This is a genomic window from Borrelia anserina Es, assembly GCF_001936255.1.
GTDB classification, from domain to species: Bacteria; Spirochaetota; Spirochaetia; order Borreliales; family Borreliaceae; genus Borrelia; species Borrelia anserina.
Genome location: NZ_CP013704.1, coordinates 788,985 through 805,898 on the forward strand (window position 1 = coordinate 788,985; position 16,914 = coordinate 805,898).

17 protein-coding genes and 1 tRNA gene are annotated in these 16,914 nt (G+C 27.5%); 6 read left to right on the forward strand and 12 right to left on the reverse strand.

Going from position 1 to position 16,914, the window contains the following annotated elements:
* Positions 1-4: 4 nt before the first annotated feature.
* A complete protein-coding gene (locus tag N187_RS03730; RefSeq protein ID WP_025419896.1) occupies positions 5-457 on the reverse strand; it encodes a septum formation initiator family protein in 453 nt (150 codons plus the stop codon).
* A gap of 107 nt (positions 458-564) precedes the next feature.
* Between N187_RS03730 and N187_RS03735 the strand changes: the two genes are divergently transcribed.
* Positions 565-2,139: a hypothetical protein gene (locus N187_RS03735; protein WP_025419897.1), complete on the forward strand. Its 1,575-nt coding sequence runs from the start codon at positions 565-567 to the stop codon at positions 2,137-2,139.
* 49 nt (positions 2,140-2,188) lie between these two features.
* Positions 2,189-2,692: a hypothetical protein gene (locus N187_RS03740; protein ID WP_025419898.1), complete on the forward strand. Its 504-nt coding sequence runs from the start codon at positions 2,189-2,191 to the stop codon at positions 2,690-2,692.
* On the opposite strand, the gene N187_RS03745 is transcribed toward N187_RS03740, so the two are convergent.
* The 6 genes from N187_RS03745 to N187_RS03770 form a co-directional block, all read right to left on the reverse strand.
* A complete protein-coding gene (locus N187_RS03745) occupies positions 2,662-3,660 on the reverse strand; it encodes a DUF4340 domain-containing protein (RefSeq protein ID WP_025419899.1) in 999 nt (332 codons plus the stop codon). The genes N187_RS03740 and N187_RS03745 overlap by 31 nt on opposite strands.
* An 11-nt stretch (positions 3,661-3,671) precedes the next feature.
* On the reverse strand, positions 3,672-5,177 hold the full coding sequence (locus N187_RS03750; RefSeq protein ID WP_025419900.1) for a GldG family protein: 1,506 nt from the start codon (positions 5,175-5,177) through the stop codon (positions 3,672-3,674).
* A 7-nt stretch (positions 5,178-5,184) separates the two neighbouring features.
* Positions 5,185-5,919: an ABC transporter permease gene (locus N187_RS03755; protein ID WP_025419901.1), complete on the reverse strand. Its 735-nt coding sequence runs from the start codon at positions 5,917-5,919 to the stop codon at positions 5,185-5,187.
* Positions 5,919-6,842, reverse strand: coding sequence for an ABC transporter ATP-binding protein (locus N187_RS03760; RefSeq protein WP_025419902.1), 924 nt, complete (start codon positions 6,840-6,842; stop codon positions 5,919-5,921). Before N187_RS03760 ends, N187_RS03755 begins: the two co-directional genes overlap by 1 nt.
* A 22-nt stretch (positions 6,843-6,864) precedes the next feature.
* Positions 6,865-7,824 (reverse strand): ribonuclease Z, encoded by a 960-nt coding sequence (locus N187_RS03765; RefSeq protein ID WP_025419903.1) that lies wholly within the window; start codon positions 7,822-7,824, stop codon positions 6,865-6,867.
* Positions 7,825-8,143: 319 nt separating this feature from the next.
* The gene (locus N187_RS03770; protein ID WP_025419904.1) at positions 8,144-9,205 is read right to left on the reverse strand and encodes an NAD(P)/FAD-dependent oxidoreductase; all 1,062 of its coding nucleotides are present in this window, start codon (positions 9,203-9,205) and stop codon (positions 8,144-8,146) included.
* Between the two features lie 235 nt (positions 9,206-9,440).
* On the opposite strand from N187_RS03770, the gene N187_RS03775 reads away from it, so the two are divergent.
* From N187_RS03775 to N187_RS03785, 3 genes are all read left to right on the forward strand, one after another.
* Positions 9,441-10,031 carry an ATP-dependent Clp protease proteolytic subunit gene (locus N187_RS03775; RefSeq protein ID WP_025419905.1) on the forward strand — a complete coding sequence of 197 codons (591 nt, stop codon included), beginning with the start codon at positions 9,441-9,443 and terminating at the stop codon, positions 10,029-10,031.
* Entirely contained in the window at positions 10,012-10,737 is a 726-nt protein-coding gene (locus N187_RS03780; protein ID WP_233275060.1) for a hypothetical protein, read from the forward strand. Before N187_RS03775 ends, N187_RS03780 begins: the two co-directional genes overlap by 20 nt.
* A 65-nt stretch (positions 10,738-10,802) precedes the next feature.
* Positions 10,803-10,886 (forward strand) — tRNA-Leu (locus N187_RS03785).
* On the opposite strand, the gene N187_RS03790 is transcribed toward N187_RS03785, so the two are convergent.
* Together N187_RS03790 and N187_RS03795 are read right to left on the reverse strand one after the other, a co-directional pair.
* Positions 10,868-11,764: an undecaprenyl phosphate translocase family protein gene (locus tag N187_RS03790; RefSeq protein WP_025419907.1), complete on the reverse strand. Its 897-nt coding sequence runs from the start codon at positions 11,762-11,764 to the stop codon at positions 10,868-10,870. The two genes, N187_RS03785 and N187_RS03790, sit on opposite strands and share 19 nt — an antisense overlap.
* Positions 11,765-11,795: 31 nt before the next feature.
* Positions 11,796-12,125, reverse strand: coding sequence for a nucleoside triphosphate pyrophosphohydrolase family protein (locus N187_RS03795; RefSeq protein ID WP_025419908.1), 330 nt, complete (start codon positions 12,123-12,125; stop codon positions 11,796-11,798).
* A gap of 102 nt (positions 12,126-12,227) precedes the next feature.
* On the opposite strand from N187_RS03795, the gene N187_RS03800 reads away from it, so the two are divergent.
* Positions 12,228-13,115, forward strand: a complete 888-nt coding sequence (locus N187_RS03800; RefSeq protein ID WP_025419909.1) for a LysM peptidoglycan-binding domain-containing M23 family metallopeptidase — start codon at positions 12,228-12,230, stop codon at positions 13,113-13,115.
* A gap of 238 nt (positions 13,116-13,353) precedes the next feature.
* On the opposite strand, the gene N187_RS03805 is transcribed toward N187_RS03800, so the two are convergent.
* Genes N187_RS03805 through N187_RS03815 form a run of 3 tightly spaced genes read right to left on the reverse strand, consistent with a single transcriptional unit; the run spans position 13,354 to position 16,905 of the window.
* Positions 13,354-14,709 carry a sigma-54-dependent transcriptional regulator gene (locus tag N187_RS03805; protein WP_025419910.1) on the reverse strand — a complete coding sequence of 452 codons (1,356 nt, stop codon included), beginning with the start codon at positions 14,707-14,709 and terminating at the stop codon, positions 13,354-13,356.
* Positions 14,702-15,862: a two-component system sensor histidine kinase NtrB gene (locus N187_RS03810; RefSeq protein ID WP_025419911.1), complete on the reverse strand. Its 1,161-nt coding sequence runs from the start codon at positions 15,860-15,862 to the stop codon at positions 14,702-14,704. The genes N187_RS03805 and N187_RS03810 overlap by 8 nt, the downstream gene beginning before the upstream one ends.
* Positions 15,862-16,905, reverse strand: coding sequence for a hypothetical protein (locus tag N187_RS03815; protein ID WP_075550328.1), 1,044 nt, complete (start codon positions 16,903-16,905; stop codon positions 15,862-15,864). The genes N187_RS03810 and N187_RS03815 overlap by 1 nt, the downstream gene beginning before the upstream one ends.
* Between the last annotated feature and the right edge of the window lie 9 nt (positions 16,906-16,914).

Here is a 16,914-nt window from a genome sequence, read left to right on the forward strand (position 1 = left end):
AAAGTTATCTGTAACCCTGACTCCTTTGATGAATATTTCTTATTTTATCAAAATAACTTAGTAAAAAATAAAAGATTAGCGAAATTAGTATTGATATTAAATAAAAATTTTTATCTACGTTTTGATTTCCTGATATGTTTTTGATGCTTAAAACATTACCCTGATGGTAATTTTCTTCTTCATCAAAATTTTTTATGACTGTAGAATTTTTAGGGTAATATCCTAATTTACTTGCTTCTCTTAAAATTTCTGATTTGGATATTTGTAAGTTGATATACTTTGTTTTTAAGGTTTTTTGTATTGCTTTTAATTTTTTAATGTGATTTTTCATTAAGGTTAGATTACTATTTAATTTTTTGTAGTTAATAATTCCTGTTTCTCCGAAGATAGGAGTGATTATGAAATAAATTATTATTCCTGTATAGATAGATAACATAATCTTTTTTATTAAAAACATATTGCCTTGTAATTATATCTTAAATATATTATATTTACAAGTATATAGTCATTGACTGCAAGTGTTTATAACCTTTGTTTAAGTAAATTTGGAGAAGAAATTTTAATATGACAAATCATAAGAATTCTTTTTTTATTAAAGAAGGCCCTAAAGAAGTTAATTTTGATATGAGTAGTGTGTTTTTAGATCACTTAGCTGATGGTGGTAAAACTGTTTCTCTACATTCTGAAGAGATTAAAGATCTTTTAGATGAGAAATTATTGAGACTTGATGATTCTTTAAAGCAAAGACATAGTGAGTTAGTTGATTATTTAAGGAAGGTTGAGGGTCGTATCTCAAGGGTTGAAGACGAAATACTTGGACGTGGTGTAAACTCTCTTAAGGAACTTGATGGTCTTAATGTTAAAGTAATTAATCCAATGGGTTCTCAGAATGATCCTAATGTTAAAGATAATGATTTTGATGAATTGGTAAAAAAGGACAGTAATTTACCTAATGTTTCGCTTGACCAAGAAGAGTTAGATGCTTTGCTTGAAGGACTTAATGAAATTTCAAGGGATGACAAAAAAGGTTTTAGTAGTAATTTGGAAAATGATTCAGATATAGATATCTCTTTTGAAACAACTTCTAAAAATGAGTTTAATAGTTTAGATGCTAATAATAATTTATATTCAGGAGTAGAGAAGAATATACATGATGTTGTTGGTGAACCGTTTAACAAAGAAGGTAAAGTATCTTTAGGTGTTGATTCTACTATATTTCAGGATAATGATTCGTTGGGTCAATCTCCTGATCTTGGTATGTCTAATGTTATTCATAGTGATGGTAATAAGCTTCAAGAAGATTTCATTACAAATTTAGGGGAAGATAATCAAGGTTTAATAGAGCCTACTGTTGATCAGAGTTTGATTAACTCTGATTCAGATATAAATGTTAATTCTCATTTAGATAATTTTATTTTTAATGAAGTTCTATCCGATGTAACAAACTTACAGGAAGGCAATAGTTCATCTTACAAGCAAGATAATTTTGATAAACACGATTTTTTAGATTATAGTTTATGCACAGTTAAATATTCGGACAAAAATTTAGAAGATTTAGATAGTAGGAAATTTGAGGAAGAAGAGGATAAAGAATTAAGTAATTTTAATGATATTAATGCTTCTAAGATGGATGGTGTGGATGTAAATTTGAGTGATAATGCGTCTTTGCATAAAGGAAATGATGGTATTGATAGTGGTGTTCTCAAGCAGAAACAGGAAATTGATGATATTTCTTCTGGTTTAAAAAAGCTTGATAATTTTGAAGATGTATTAAAAGCGGATTTGAATTGTGTTGACTTACAAGATTGTATTCAAAATTTTGAAGAGAAAAATCTTTATGATAATGAGGCGAGTGATTTGGAGGAGAAGGTGGATCAGTATGATTTAAAGGATCAAGATATTGGAGATAATAGTGCTTCTGATTTTAGTTTTGCTGATGTTGAGGCTATAATAAATAAGTTTGATGATAATGAATATTTAAGTAAGATTAAGTTAGGAGATAAAGAAAGAACTGTATTAGTTAAGTTTATTAGTAGGTTAGAAAGCGATCTTGATTCTAGTCCCAAAGGCAATAGTTTTAAAATTAAAAAAGAGTATGAAATCTTGCAAAAAATCAAGCGTTTACTAATAAGAGAGTAGGGTTATTTATTTAATAAGATATTATTTTTTATTTTTCATTACTTCTTTTTTGTTTTTATTTTTAACTTTTTTTTATTTCATAAATAAATTTTTAAATCAAATTGATCTTGATATTAATGATTTAATAGACGATGTAAGGTCGTATAGTATAAATTTTTTTAAGGATTTGGATTTAGAGAATTATTTCAATAAAACTTTATTTGATAATGACTTGGTCAATTCTTATTATTTAATCTCATCAGTTAATGGAATGTTAGTTTATAAGGCAAAAGATGATTCAATTTATAAACTGACTGATAAATTAGAACCGGCTTTTTTAAAGAGTAGTCTTTTTATAAAAAGAATTAAAGTTAATTTTGAATTAGATGATAATTTTATTAGTTTAGTTGTATATTACAATATCCTGCCAAATAGCAGGATACTTTATATTTTATATTCTTACCTTTTTTTAATATCTCTTTCTTATTTTTGTTTTTCTATCTTTGTTTTGTATCGTCTATATCGAGATATTAATGATAGTGATCATAACGATTCATTGTTGTCTTTTGAATGATCTTCATTAGAATCATTATCTTTTGTTGTTATTTTTTTGTTTAAATTGAATACATTGAAAAAAGCCCACTTATTGGTGATATAGTAATATATGTCATTATCCTTCTTCATTAGGATGTCTCTGTTTTTTTCATCTTTATTGAAATAAATGTCAATATTATTAACGCTTTTGTTATCCCATTGTATTTCAATATTGTATTGAAGTTTGTAATCGTTTATTTTGGTTTGATCTATTTCAAGTCCATCTGTTGTGAATTCTTGAATCATTTGTAGGAGCTTTTCATTGCGTAATGCTTCTTGATTAAAAAGGTAAAGACCATCTTTAATAGATACATTATAATCGTTTTGTATTGCATCTTCTTCATCTTTTTTGGGTTTGTTGATTACTTTGAGAGATAAATTTTCTATTTTTGTGTTTTGTTCTTCAAAAAGTTTAGTATTTGCGAATGTATTGTAAGAGTTGCCTTTATATGATAAGAAGATGTTATTTGTTAGATATACATTAGCATCACTGCCCTTTATGTAGGATAATCTTGAATCTCCTTCTCCTGAATTTCCAATAAATATTTCTGTTAGCAAATTATTTTTATCGTCAAAGAATTTAAAATCTGGCTTTTTGTTGATACCTAGTTCTTTATGTTTTTTTGGATCTCTACTTACAAGTTTATTTTTTTGAAGTGTTTTTAGGTCTTGAATCATAGAGTTAACTCTTTTTTCATCAATTGGAAGCTTTGTATCATTATATTTGAGTTCCCAACTTTTTCCTGATTTTATAATTGTTCCTTCATCTTCTGTCTCGATTTTAGCAGTTTGATTGAAGTCGATTGTAAAGAATTTTTCTTCTAAAAGCCTTGCAACTTGATTTTGATTGGAAAATATTATTCCATACAAAAATGTAAATGTTAATATTACAATTATTATTATTTTGATGTTTTCTTTCATTCCTAGCAATATTTCTTTGTTTTTCATAAACTCTCCTTTTAGTTGATTCTTCTTTTTTTGGTAAATCTGATAAGTCCAAATATTATTATTGCTATAGGCAATATAATTAAATTGATGATTATTAATGAAAGTTTTGCATTTAACATTTCTTTTGATGAATTTATAAATTTCAGTTTTGAACGTACTTCTCTTGATTTAATGCTAAAAAACGCTTCTTTTTGCATCAAGTAATCTGAAATTCTTCCGGCAAGTTCGAAGTTTGAAGGTGAACCATTATACATGTAATCACTAAATATCATGCTTGATCCTAGTAAGATTATTTTTGAATTTTCAGATTTTTTGTCCTTATATAAACTTTTAATTTGTCCTTCAACTAAAATCCCAAGAATTTTTTGCTTGTCTGCTATGTCAAAGGTTTTTGGAACGTTAAATGAATGCATAGCTATGCTTGCAACTTCTTCATCGTTAACTTGCCAAGATTCTTTGGAGCTTGAAAATAGTGGTGAATATTTGATATTACTATTATCTTTTTTTGCTTCTATAAGATCTAGTGAATTACTCCAAGGGAGTATAGCATCATAGAAATTTGTAAGTAAGGGATTATTAGGTTCTATGATGTTGCTTTTATCAATTAGAATCCATGGGTAGTAAGTTTGAAAATTCCCTCCTAAGAAAAGACTTGGTGCTCTTTTATCAAGTATAATGTTGTCGTTATATTTGATACCGTAGCTTTCAATTAGATTGAAAAGTTCAGATTTGATTGATGTTGTTGAATATGGACTTTGGGGATTGTAATCGATTTTACTTGTAGCAAGTAATGCTCTTCCATTATTGACAATGAACTCATCAATTTTTTGTGATTGCTTTTCATTTATTTCTTTAGCCCCAATTATAAATAATCCATTTATATCGTTTAATTGCTCATTGCTGAGATTTATTTCTTTAACTTCGGTTTTAAAAACTTTCTGCATTATTTCTGTGAAGTTTTTATGTTTTTCTTTTAATTTGGCGTCTCCAAATACAAGTCCTAGCACTTTTTTTGTATTATTTATTAACTTATCTAGGATGCTTGCAAGATCATATTCTAAGTTGCTAATTTCTGTTACTATTGGTAGTACTTCACGTTTGCCTTCATAAGTTATTTCAATTCCTGAATATATTTTGAGTATTGAAAGTTGATTAATATCTCTTAGATCGATTTGTTGGGAAGGAATTCCAATTTGCTCTAAAGGAGTAGTTAATTTGTCAGCATCTATTTCTCTATAAATTACTTTTCCGCTTGAGGAATCGGCAAAGCTTGTTAGAAAATTTTTTATTTGTTCTGGGAATGCAAAATAATTTCCAAGACTTGCAGAGTTATAATAAGTAATATATATATTTTCATTTGCGTTTTTAAATAAATCTTTTGTGACTTTAGAAATTGTAAAAGCCTTATTTTTGGTTAAATCTATTTTAAAGACTAAAATAGATGTGTTACAAAATAGCAAAAATGCTATTGCAAGATTTAAAGCTAAATTTAGAATCTCTTTACTTTTGTTTTTCATAAAATAATTATCTCCATTTTTTTAATCTTATGCTATATGAACTTAACATCAAAAATGTAACTGAAAATGTAATGAAGTAGATAAGATCTGCTAAGTTTAATATTCCCATGTTAAAGTAACTAAAATGGTTAGTAATTGAGATAAAGTTTAGTATTTGTCCAAATATATTGTCTTTTCCAAATATCATTACTAGCTTTCCTGAAAATACTATTATGATTAAAATAAATACACTTAATATGTAAGATACTATTTGACTTCTAGTAATAGATGATATAAATACTCCCATGCTAAGCACTGAGTAAGAATAAAGGAGTATTCCTAGATATTGAAGGAATATTATGCCAAGGTCAAATTCACCCATAAAAGTTGCCATTATTGTTAGTGGTAGTGTGAGAGCGAAAAGTATTAATGTAAATATTTTAAGTGTAATAAATTTGCCGAGTACTATTTCCTGTGGGTTTATTGGTAGTGCATAAAGTAATTCAATACTTCCTGTTTTATACTCTTCTGAGAATATCCCCATACTAAGAGCCGGGAGCACTAACATTAAGATAATAGGCATTGATGAAAAGTAAGACATTAATGAAGCATTATCTTTAATAAAAAATCCTGATAGGAAAATGAAAGAAAAATTTACAAATATTAGGAAAAATAACATTGCAACATATGCAGTCAGTGTACCAAATAAGACTTTTAATTCTTTTTTTGACAAAGCCAACGATTGTTTTAAATCTATTTTCATTATTTTTTCTCCTTTGTTAGTTTGCTAAATATTTTTTCTAAACTTTCATGTTTTGGAATCATTGCTTTTAGTATCATTCCTTTACTTACAATATAATTAAAGAGCTCTTTTTCAGTTTTATCAGGTGCAAGCTTTAATGAAACATTTATTTCTTTATCATATTCTTCTATTTTAATTAAGGTAAATATATCATTTTTACTTAAATGTTCTTTTGTTATTTCAGAATCTTTGTAAATAATGAGGTCTAACTCAGTTTCTTGAAGTCTATTTTTAATTATATTTTCCTTTGTATCATCAGCAATGATTTCTCCATTATTAATAATAATTATTCGCTTACAAATTGATTCAACTTCGCTTAAAATATGAGAAGAAAACAGTATTGTACTGCTTTTTGCAAGTTCTTTTAGAAACTCTTTAAATTCTATAATTTGATTTGGGTCAAGTCCATTTGTAGGTTCATCGAGTATTATGAGTTTGGGATTATTGATTAAAGCACCAGCTATTCCTACTCTTTGTTTAAACCCTTTTGATAGTGTAGATATTAGTTTATTTTTTACACTATCAAGCTTGAAAATACCTATTGCCTTGTCTATTTCTTTTTTTGGATTTTCAACTCTTTTTATTTCTGATATGAAATTTAAGTATTCCTTAACAGATAGTTCGGGATAAAGAGTCAGTTTTTCAGGTATATATCCTACATTTTGCAATATTTCTTTTGGATTTTCTGTAATATCTTTTCCAAAGATTTTTACATTTCCTTTGTTAGGATAGTGAAATGATGTTAGAATTTTTATTAATGTTGATTTTCCTGCTCCATTTGGGCCTAGTATTCCAAGTACCTCTTCTTCGTTAACTTTAAAGCTAACATTAAAGAGAGCTGTAAATGAACCATATGTTTTAGTAACATTTTTTACATTTATCATGTTCTATCTCCTTAAATACTTATTATTTTATAATAAATTTATCTTTATCTGCTGTAAGTCTCATTCCATCTTTTGTTAAAAATATTTCTCCATTTGGATATTCTTTTTGTGCTTCATCTAGCAGCTCGCATAAATCTTGATTTAATGTATATCTTTCACTAAAATGGATCAATCCTGTTTGATGCACTTTAGCCTTTTTTGTAATGTTTGCTGCTAATTTTGCTGTTAAGTGTAGTTTTTTTTTAGCCTCTTCTTTTAAATCATTTTTGAATGTACTTTCAATAATTACTAAATTAAAGTTTTCAATGTATGTGCTTAGCTTTTCAAAGTAGGCTGTATCTGTGATATATGCGAATTTTAGTCCCTTTTTGGGTTTTCCTAATATTTCAGAAGGTAGTATTTTCCTTCCATTAAGTATTACTTCATATCCATCTTGTAATTTTTTTCGAATAGACCCTTTTGGTATATTTAAACTTTCTGCTCTTTGGATATCGAATTTTCCGGGTTTATCTTTTTCTATAAATAGGTATCCAACACAGTCTATTGAATGTTTAAGTTTTATATATTCAATTCTTTTCCTTTTATCTTCATATAGAATAGAGTCTGTTTTATTGATTATTATTTCTTTGTATATTATGTCATAATTTTTGTGTACTCGTAGGAGTTCTATGTTGGTTTCTAAATATTTTTTTATGCCGATAGGTCCAATTATAGTTAGAGGTTCTTTTCTTGTATCGCCACTTTGTGCCATAAGCATTACTATTCCAAGTAGACCTGTGATGTGATCGGCATGTAAATGTGTAATACAAATTACTTTAATTTTTTGCCATGATATTTTTTGTTTTCTAAGGGACATTTGGGTAGCTTCGCCACAATCAAACAGGAAGCTTTCACCGTTATGTTCTATTAAAACTGAGGTTAAGTATCTGTTGTATAGTGGCCTTGTGCCTCCCGTACCAAGAATATTGACATTAAAGTTCAAAAATAATCCCCCAATTTTTTTTGTTAGCACTATATGGATACGTTTCAAGGTTGATTTTAAAAATGAGCATGGAATTTATGTTGGTATTTTGCATTTTTTTTAAATAATTTTTTAACTTAATAGTACATGCTCCTTAATATTTTATTTAGGGTGCTTGTTTCTACAAATGATAGATATGCATTATTTTGATTATTAGATTTTATTTTTTCGTACACCTAAGTATTGTACTATTTTTTTGTGTATTTGAAAATATTAATAATGAATTATTTGTTGAAGTTAAGTCTTAAGAGAGAACTATTAGGCATATAGGATAGGTTGATTATCTTAAGGCATTATATAAGTTTTCATATCTTTTAATATCATAATAAATTGGAAGATTAGATTTATTTTCAATATAATCTAAAATTTTTTTAGATAAATAAGCTGCCATTGATATCCCTCTTGTTCCAAATCCATTTAGTATAAATATATTGCTGTATTGTGGATGTTCGCCAAGGAAAGGTTCTCGGTCAAGTGTAGAGGGTCTTATGTGTGCTTTGTGTTGTATTATTTTACAATTTAGATTTGTGATTTTTTTGAGTTTGTTTAGTAATTCTTTCTGTGCCCATTCATTTGTGTTTGTGTCTAGTGTTTCCCATTCATAAGTTCCTCCAAGATAGAACTTATTATCTTGTAGAGGTATTAATGATACATGTCTGTTATAAATTTCTTTAAGATATAATCCTTTAATTTCTACTATAAGTATTTCTCCTTTTGCTAGTTTGAATGGAAGGTATGAAAATGGTTTGGCGATTTTTTCTTTGTATCCTCTTGTCAATATTAATTTTTTGAATTTAAATCCATTAATTGTAAAAGATTTATCATTTATTTTAATTTCGTCTTCATTGATTTCTGCTTTTATGTATGCGTTATTTTGTAAAAGGTACTTTTTAAGGGTTTGTATATATAAATTAGTATTCATTATTGCTCCCTTTATTAGTATGCCTCCATCATTGTCGTTAGAAAAGTCATATACTTTTCCGTTCTTTATTTCCATGATGAAATCTTTTATATTTTCATCGTTTTTGATTTTTGCAATTAATTCTTCTTTTTGTATTTTTGTGGTAAATGGTCTGAAAATAAGATTTTCTTTTAAAAAATTACAGTTAATATTTCTTTCCATTTCTTTGTAGTATTGAATTGCAAATGAGAAAATTTCAGGTTCTCTCCAAGCAATTTTCATTTTTCTTCCCATAATAGGGTTAATAAGTCCTCCTGCTATGGTTGTTGCTTTTTCAGCTTCGTTGTCAAAGAGAATTACACTTTTTTTTCTTTGAAGTATTTCATAAGTTAAAGTGCTTCCAGCAATTCCACCACCAATAATCGCAAATTCATGTTCCATTGAATATTCCTTTTTTTAAGACTTTGTTTTTTGTAATTTTAAAAAACTATTTTTAAGTAATCAATTTATTTGTAACTTATTTTGATAGCTTTAATTATTATAATTTTTAGGTTGTTTTTTGCAAGGATTGGCCACTCTTTGTATTATGTCTATCTTACTTTTATGCGGACATTTAAAAACCTTTTGTTTTTAATTATAATATTTATTAAATTATGTTTGTTGGAAAGGTAAGTTTATGGATTTTAAAGATATGAAGATGCAAACAGAAATACAACAATCATTAGAGTTTGCATTAAAGAGTAGATCAATAATTATTACAGGGGAGATTAATAAAGATACTTCTAAGTTATTTCAAGAAAAAATATTATTTTTAGAAGCATTAGATTGCAATAAGCCGATATTTGTTTACATTGACTCAGAGGGCGGGGATATTGATGCTGGGTTTGCTATTTTCAATATGATACGCTTTGTAAGGCCTAAAGTTTTTACAGTTGGAGTTGGACTTGTGGCAAGTGCTGGTGCTTTAATTTTTCTGGCTGCAGATTCAAAGAGTAGGTTTTCTTTGCCTCATGCGAGATATTTGTTACATCAACCTTTAAGTGGTTTTAAAGGAGTTGCTACAGATATTGAGATTTATACAAATGAACTTAATAAGGTTAAGAGTTATCTTAATTCTATTATTGCAAAGGAGACGGGGCAAGAACTTGATAGGGTTGAAAAGGATACTGATAGAGATTTTTGGTTGGATAGTGAATCTGCAATGAAGTATGGTCTTGTCTTTAAGATTGTTACAACGAGAGTTGAGCTTGAGAAATTTATTTCTTAGTTTTTTGGTATTATCTTGTAGTTCACTGAAGAGAGATTTTAGCATTTTGGAATTTGGTGTTGCTGATCTTCCAAAGCATTTTACTTCCCTTAATGTATTGGTAGATGTTGCTTATAATATGTTTTTGTCAGATTTTGTTTTAGTTGTTATTAAGGATATAGGTAGTAGGGAAGAGTTAGATCTCATTAATAACAGAGTTGCATTTGGAAGTTTTGAAAATGCATATTTCATTAGACAAAATGGTAGATCTTCTATTGGTATTCTTTCTAAAGAAAAGGTTAAGATTCAAGTTTTAGATTTTATCGAAGGATTTTATGAGTGCAGGTTAGGTGTGGTTGTTGACTTTATGTTTAAAGATCATCATTATGGTATTGTTATTTTTAATTTTGATGAGAAATTAGCTGATAATTTAGATATTTCTATTGTTGATGATCAGATAACATATTTAAATTATAGATATGAAAATTTGCTTTTTGTTTTAGATAAGCGTGAACTTAGTATATTAGATATGGTTATTAGGAATGGTTGTTTTAATTTAGTTTATGACTCAACAAATCCTATGCATATAATTAATACCATTGATGATAGGGTTTATGCTAATTTTTCAGCCCAAATATCTCTTCATGCTTTGAGTTATGTTATTTTAAGTTATTTGTATGATAATTTTTATATAGATAGTTTGCCAAAACGTATTTTGATTAAATAAGTTTTGTAGATGTTTAGTTCTTGACATCATGGTTTCATTATTATATCATTACTAGCGATAGTGATGCCGAAATGGTGGAAATGGTAGACACACAGGACTTAAAATCCTGAGGAGGAAGCTCCGTACCGGTTCAAGTCCGGTTTTCGGTATTTAGAGTTTCAAAATTTTTGTTTTTTCTATTCTCAATCTTTCTGTTTATGTAGGTTCCTATAATAAATAGAAAGATTGAGAATAGATTAAGCATTAAAGTGGGTTTTGCGTTAAGTTTTATTATAATAAGTAACATTTGTATGATTGATCCCAAGATTAGTCCTGTAGATAAATAAAGAAATTTGACAAGATGTTTGTCGATTGTTTTTTTGATAATTAATATTGTGATGCTTATTCCTATTATTGTAGATATGCCAAATATTATGCATGGCATTATGTTAAATTGTGAAATGATGTTAATAATTTCTTTGTAAGTTCCAAGACTTAACAATATGAGTGAACCTGAGATGCCTGGGAGAATCATTGCACAACCGCTAATTGCTCCTGAACCAGCGATTAGTAAATAGTATTTAATTGAAGTTTTATTTTGATATGTGACTATGTCTAACGATATGTTGTAATTTCTTAATATTAGAAGAAATGGTAAAGTGAGAAATCCAGTTAGGAATAAAAGATATGTCGTAGTTGCTTGATTCTTATTGATTTTTTTTTGGATATTGATTTCTTTCTTTAATGTGAATATGCTTCCTGTAGTTAGGCCTATGAACAATGCGTTCAAATATATCTCTCTTGTTACTTGATCTAAAATATAGCTTTTGAATATTTTTGCAAGTATTGTTGACGAAGTCAAGATTCCAATTGATAGTATCACAAGGAAAATTGTATTTTCTTTTATTCTTTTCAATTTTATAAGATTTGCAGATGAATATATTATTTTGTAGTAAATTCCTAGTATTAAAGCTAGTGTTCCACCTGAGACCCCTGGAATTATGCTGACGCTACCAATTAATAAACCTTTTATATATATGGCTATCATTTTTGTATACTTATATAAAACTTAATGTCTTTTATCTTTCGTCGCCCTCTCCATTGATTGTTCCATTTTCGTGTCTTTTTTGTAATTTTTCTAGATTTGTAATGGCAATATCTTCAAGTGTTAGTCCAAGATTATTACTTAAATTTGAAATGTACCATAACACATCACCAAGTTCTTTCTTAATTGACAATAAATATTCATTATCAAGTACATAGTCCTTATCACGACCTAATTTTTTTATTTTCTCTACGACTTCACCTGTCTCTCCAGCAAGTCCAAGGGTTGTTAGAATTAATTCTTCCTTTTTATTTTTATATTTAGCAGTTTGTTTCGCTTTTATTTGGTATTCATTTAATTCCATAATTAAAATTAGTTTAATACAGTTTTTATTTATTTACAAGTTTATTTATTATTTCTTTTTTTTTAAATTTTTATTATATCATATATTAATTGGAGTTAGTCTTTGGGTAATGTTGCTATTTTTTTAGTGTTTGTATCTTTTTTGTTGCAATTTAATTATGTCTATTCTTATCCTGAGATAAAAAATTTTTCAAATAAGGATCCTATTTTTTGTGATCTTAGAGCGAAAATTGCTAAATATAATAAACGAGAAAGTGTTCCTTTATTTATTTATTCATATAAAGTTAAAAAGGATGATACTTTTTTTAAGATTGCAAATAAGGTAAATGGGTGGCAGGCTAGTATTTCGACAATTAATTTATTAGATTCTCCTTTTTTAAGGATAGGACAAGAAATTTTAATTCCTAGTAAAAAAGGTATTTTCATTCTTAATGATAAGGGGTATAGGTTTAATAATTTACTTTTAGCAACAAGAGATTTAACAAAGGCGGAAAAGATAAAGATTAGGAGAAATAATAAGATTTATGAGTTTTATTTTTTTGATTCTCTGAAGCAGCCAGAGTTAAGTTTTTTTTCAAGTACAGAGATGCTTTTCTTTTTAAATTCTGATTTTATTTTCCCTTTAAAGAGATTTATTATTAGCTCTGATTTTGGGTTTAGACCAGATCCTTTTACTGGTATAGGAAGTTTTCATACAGGCATAGATCTTGCAGCACCAATTAATTCTTTAGTCTTTTGTTCAGCTTATGGTGTTGTAGTTATAGTTGGCTATAATGATATTTATGGAAATTTTATTGTGGTTGAGCATAAAAATGGTATTAAATCTCTTTATGGTCATCTTAGTTCTTATATTGTAAGGAAGGGAGATGTTCTAAGAGCAGGGGATACTATTGGAAGGGTAGGTCAAACTGGTCGTTCAACAGGTCCCCATCTTCATTTTGAGATATTGAAGAAAGGTGCACCTATTAATCCTATTAAGATTTTAAAGTAGATATTTACTTATTTTTATTATTACTTGTTATTATGTGATAAGATTGATCTTAAGTTGTATTTATTATGATTTAATAATTTAAATAGTACAGGTGTGGGAATATAATTTTTTGTCATATTTTACTTGAAATTTTTTCAAGCTTGGTGTGATATATTGTTATTCGGTGGTCTTATTATAAAAGCTATACATTAACAATAGTCAATATTTTTCTATTGATTGCTAATTAATAATACTTTATTTAGCTTATATCATAATCTATTATTTTATTGTGTAGAGTTTTTCTTCCTATCTTAAGTATTTCAGCACATTTGCTTTTATTGTTTTTGGAATGTAAAAGTGTTTGCTTAATTATTTCTTTTTCTGCTTCTCTTAAGCTTATGCCTATTGGTAGTGTTATTTTAACTGTTTGGTTTGTGTTATTTCTAATTTTAGGAGGTAGATCATCTTTTACAATTTGCTTTCCCTTAGATAATATTAAGGCACTCTCAAGTACATTTTTGAGTTCTCTAATATTTCCCGGCCAATCATATGTATAGAGTGCTTTTAGCGCATCATGAGACAGACTTTTTTCTTCTCTATTATTTTCACTTGCAACACCTTTAATTAGCATCTTTGTTAGATTTGGTATGTCATCTTTTCTCTCTCTTAAAGGTGGAATATTAATATTTATTATGTTAAGCCTGTAAAATAGATCTTCTCTAAATCTTCCTTTTTTGATTTCTTCTTCAATATTTTTATTTGTTGCTGTTAGTAGTCTGATATCAATTTTTATGGTGGTTTCTCCACCAACTCGCTCGAATGTCTTATTTTGAAGCACTCTTAGTAGTTTTACTTGAATTTCAGGTGATATTTCTACTATTTCATCTAAAAATATTGTTCCTTTATCTGCTAATTCAAATCTACCTTTTTTTTGAGATATTGCACCTGTGAATGCTCCTTTTTCATGTCCGAAGAGTTCACTTTCAAGTATGCTCTCAGATAGTGCAGCACAATTGACTTTAATGAAAGGTTTGTCATTTCTATTTGATAAGTCAAATATGGCATCTGCTATTACTTCTTTTCCAACTCCGCTCTCTCCAGTTATTAGGACAGATGCTTTTGATTTTGCTATTTGTTTTACAAGTTCTAAAGTTTTTTGCATTATAAGAGATTTGCCGAATATTCGTTCATAATATTTTAAATCTTTTCGGATGAGGACATTATCCTGGGATATATTTTCATGCCTTCTTTCGTTTTTACCATTTAATGCTCGCTTTATTATTAGTAACAGTCTTTCAAGGTCGACAGGTTTTGTTAAGAAGTCATAAGCACCTTCTCGCATGGCATCAACTGCTGAATCAACAGTTCCATGAGCTGTAAGAATAATGAAAGGTATTTTTAGATTTTTATCTTTTACAATTTTTAGTAGTTCTTCTCCAGATATTTGGGGCATTCTAAGGTCAGATATTATAGCATCAATCTTTTCATTTTCAATTGTTTCAAGGGCTTCTTCTCCATCACTGGCAGTGAATACAAAGTAACCTTCTTCTTCAAGATAGGTTGCTATTCCTTCTCGTATATTTTTTTTATCGTCTGCTACTAGTAGCTTACTCATTTTCTAAACATCCTTCAATTAAAATCTTGTCTGTATTTAATTTTGGAAGTGTGATTGTAAAAGATGTTCCTTTCATCTCTTTACTTTCCACAAAAATTTCACCTCCATGTTCTTTAACTATTTTATAAGAAATCGTAAGTCCTATTCCACTTCCACTTTCTTTTGTGCTAAATTGAGGCTTGAATATGTCATCTTTTGTTTCATTTTTTATTCCATTTCCATTATCTTTAATACTAAAATATATTTTCTCTTCATTTTCGTATGTAGAAATTTCTATTTTTTTTATTTTTTTGTTTGATTCAACTAGTGCTTCTTCTGCATTTTTTACTATATTGATTATTACTTGCCTGATGAGTTTTTCATCAATTAGTGCAAGGCTTAATTTGTTTAAGTTGAGCAGGAATTTGATATCTTTATTTTGTAATTCTGGATTTAACAAGTTATAAACGCTTTTTATGATTTCAGTGATGTCTTTCTTTTCTGGTATTATCTTTATTGGTCTAACTGTTAATAAAAAATCTGTTATAGTTTTATCCATTCTATTTATTTCTTCTTTTATTATTTGAAAATAATTATTTGCTTTTGTACTTTTAATGTCGTGCCTATCTATTTCTTTCTTTAGTAGTTGTAAGTTTATATCAATTGCTCCTAGTGGATTTTTAATCTCGTGTGCAATATTTCTTGCATGTCTTGTAAAAGCAGCTAAAGCTTCAGCTCTTCTGAAAAGTTCTTCTTTATGTTTTTTATCTTTAATATCTTCAATTAAAATAATATTTCCCTCAAGCTTTTGATCTCTAACGTATGGCATGAATGATATTTTAATGTATATGTTTGTTGAAATTTGTACTTCAAATCCTATTATTTTATCTTCATTTATTGCTAGTTCTTCTATTAAGTTTGTTAGATTTGGGATTTGGATATCTTGAAGGGTTTCTAGTTTGTATTTAGGACTTATGGCTAGAATTTGAAATAGCATTTTGTTTAGATAAATTATGTTATTGAGTTTATCAAGCACCAGGATCCCTTCATTAATGGATGCGAAAATACCATCGTATATTTCTATTTTTTTATAGATGTCTTGAATAAACTTAAGTTTTTGTTCACTTGATAATTTGTTTAATTTGGTTAAGGTTTTCTTTAAAAATTTACTCATTAATCTTCGTAATTTAACATTAAGTCTTCGATTATTAATTTTTTATTCTGATTGTATGAATTGTGTTTCAAGATATGTTTTAGATATTCTAATCTTTTTATATATGTATGAGTGTCTAAATTTTGGCTTAGAAATTCATATCTAAGTTGATTTGTGAGCTCTTGTAAGAATAATTTAAATATATTTTCATCTTTTAGGAAATTCAATGTATCAAGGTTAAATATACTCTGTTTTTCTTTTATTATATTTAGAATTCTTTTAACTTCTTCTTTTAATTTTGTGTGTTCTTCACTATAAAATGAGTTGAAGTATTCTTCTGTTGTCAGGTCATCATTTTTATTAAAGATTGCTTTGAATTTTGTAATCTCAAAATCTCTATTTTCTTTTCTAAATTTATATACTCTGAGTCTTGAGAGGATTGTTTTTGGAATTTTATTTTTATTTCTTGTAGCTAAAATAAAGTAAATGTTTAAAGGAGGTTCTTCTAGTATTTTTAGTAGTGCATTGTAGACATTAAAATTTAGATTTTCAATTTCATTGATATAGATTACTTTGATTTTATCTTTCTCAGATAATGCCCAGGATTTAATTTTCCTAATGTCGTTAATGGTGACATTAAAGCTTATGTTTTTAATTATTCCTTCAATTCTTTGAATAAGTTCTTTTATAGTAGTCTTATTATATTTGTTCTGATAATATAGATCATTGATAAAGTTGATATTTGTTTCTATTTTTTTTAAGTTTTTATCACTGCTGAAGTTGTATTTAGTAGAAATAATATTTTTAACATATTCTAGATATTCATTTGTAACTTCATTTGAGTTGGCATTAAGATATGCCTTTGTCTCGACTATGTTAAGACTTGATAAAATTATTAGATTTGGATTTGTTATATTTTTTGTGTTTAAGATTCTTTTTGCAAGTTCAATTGCGGTTGTTTTTTTAGAAGAGAATCTCTCTCCTGAAAAAAGTATTGCATTTGGCAGTCTTTCATTTTCATATTCATTAATTATTTCTTGAGCTATTTCGGGTAATCTCTTCATGTTTTTAAT

What these genes read in the sequence shown, in the direction of transcription:
- N187_RS03730 (WP_025419896.1), bottom strand. Translation starts at nt 457, where the DNA reads ATGTTTTTAATAAAAAAGATTATGTTATCTATCTATACAGGAATAATA.
- N187_RS03735 (WP_025419897.1), top strand. Translation starts at nt 565, where the DNA reads ATGACAAATCATAAGAATTCTTTTTTTATTAAAGAAGGCCCTAAAGAA.
- N187_RS03745 (WP_025419899.1), bottom strand. Translation starts at nt 3,660, where the DNA reads ATGAAAAACAAAGAAATATTGCTAGGAATGAAAGAAAACATCAAAATA.
- N187_RS03750 (WP_025419900.1), bottom strand. Translation starts at nt 5,177, where the DNA reads ATGAAAAACAAAAGTAAAGAGATTCTAAATTTAGCTTTAAATCTTGCA.
- N187_RS03755 (WP_025419901.1), bottom strand. Translation starts at nt 5,919, where the DNA reads ATGAAAATAGATTTAAAACAATCGTTGGCTTTGTCAAAAAAAGAATTA.
- N187_RS03760 (WP_025419902.1), bottom strand. Translation starts at nt 6,842, where the DNA reads ATGATAAATGTAAAAAATGTTACTAAAACATATGGTTCATTTACAGCT.
- N187_RS03770 (WP_025419904.1), bottom strand. Translation starts at nt 9,205, where the DNA reads ATGGAACATGAATTTGCGATTATTGGTGGTGGAATTGCTGGAAGCACT.
- N187_RS03775 (WP_025419905.1), top strand. Translation starts at nt 9,441, where the DNA reads ATGGATTTTAAAGATATGAAGATGCAAACAGAAATACAACAATCATTA.
- N187_RS03790 (WP_025419907.1), bottom strand. Translation starts at nt 11,764, where the DNA reads ATGATAGCCATATATATAAAAGGTTTATTAATTGGTAGCGTCAGCATA.
- N187_RS03795 (WP_025419908.1), bottom strand. Translation starts at nt 12,125, where the DNA reads ATGGAATTAAATGAATACCAAATAAAAGCGAAACAAACTGCTAAATAT.
- N187_RS03805 (WP_025419910.1), bottom strand. Translation starts at nt 14,709, where the DNA reads ATGAGTAAGCTACTAGTAGCAGACGATAAAAAAAATATACGAGAAGGA.
- N187_RS03810 (WP_025419911.1), bottom strand. Translation starts at nt 15,862, where the DNA reads ATGAGTAAATTTTTAAAGAAAACCTTAACCAAATTAAACAAATTATCA.
- N187_RS03815 (WP_075550328.1), bottom strand. Translation starts at nt 16,905, where the DNA reads ATGAAGAGATTACCCGAAATAGCTCAAGAAATAATTAATGAATATGAA.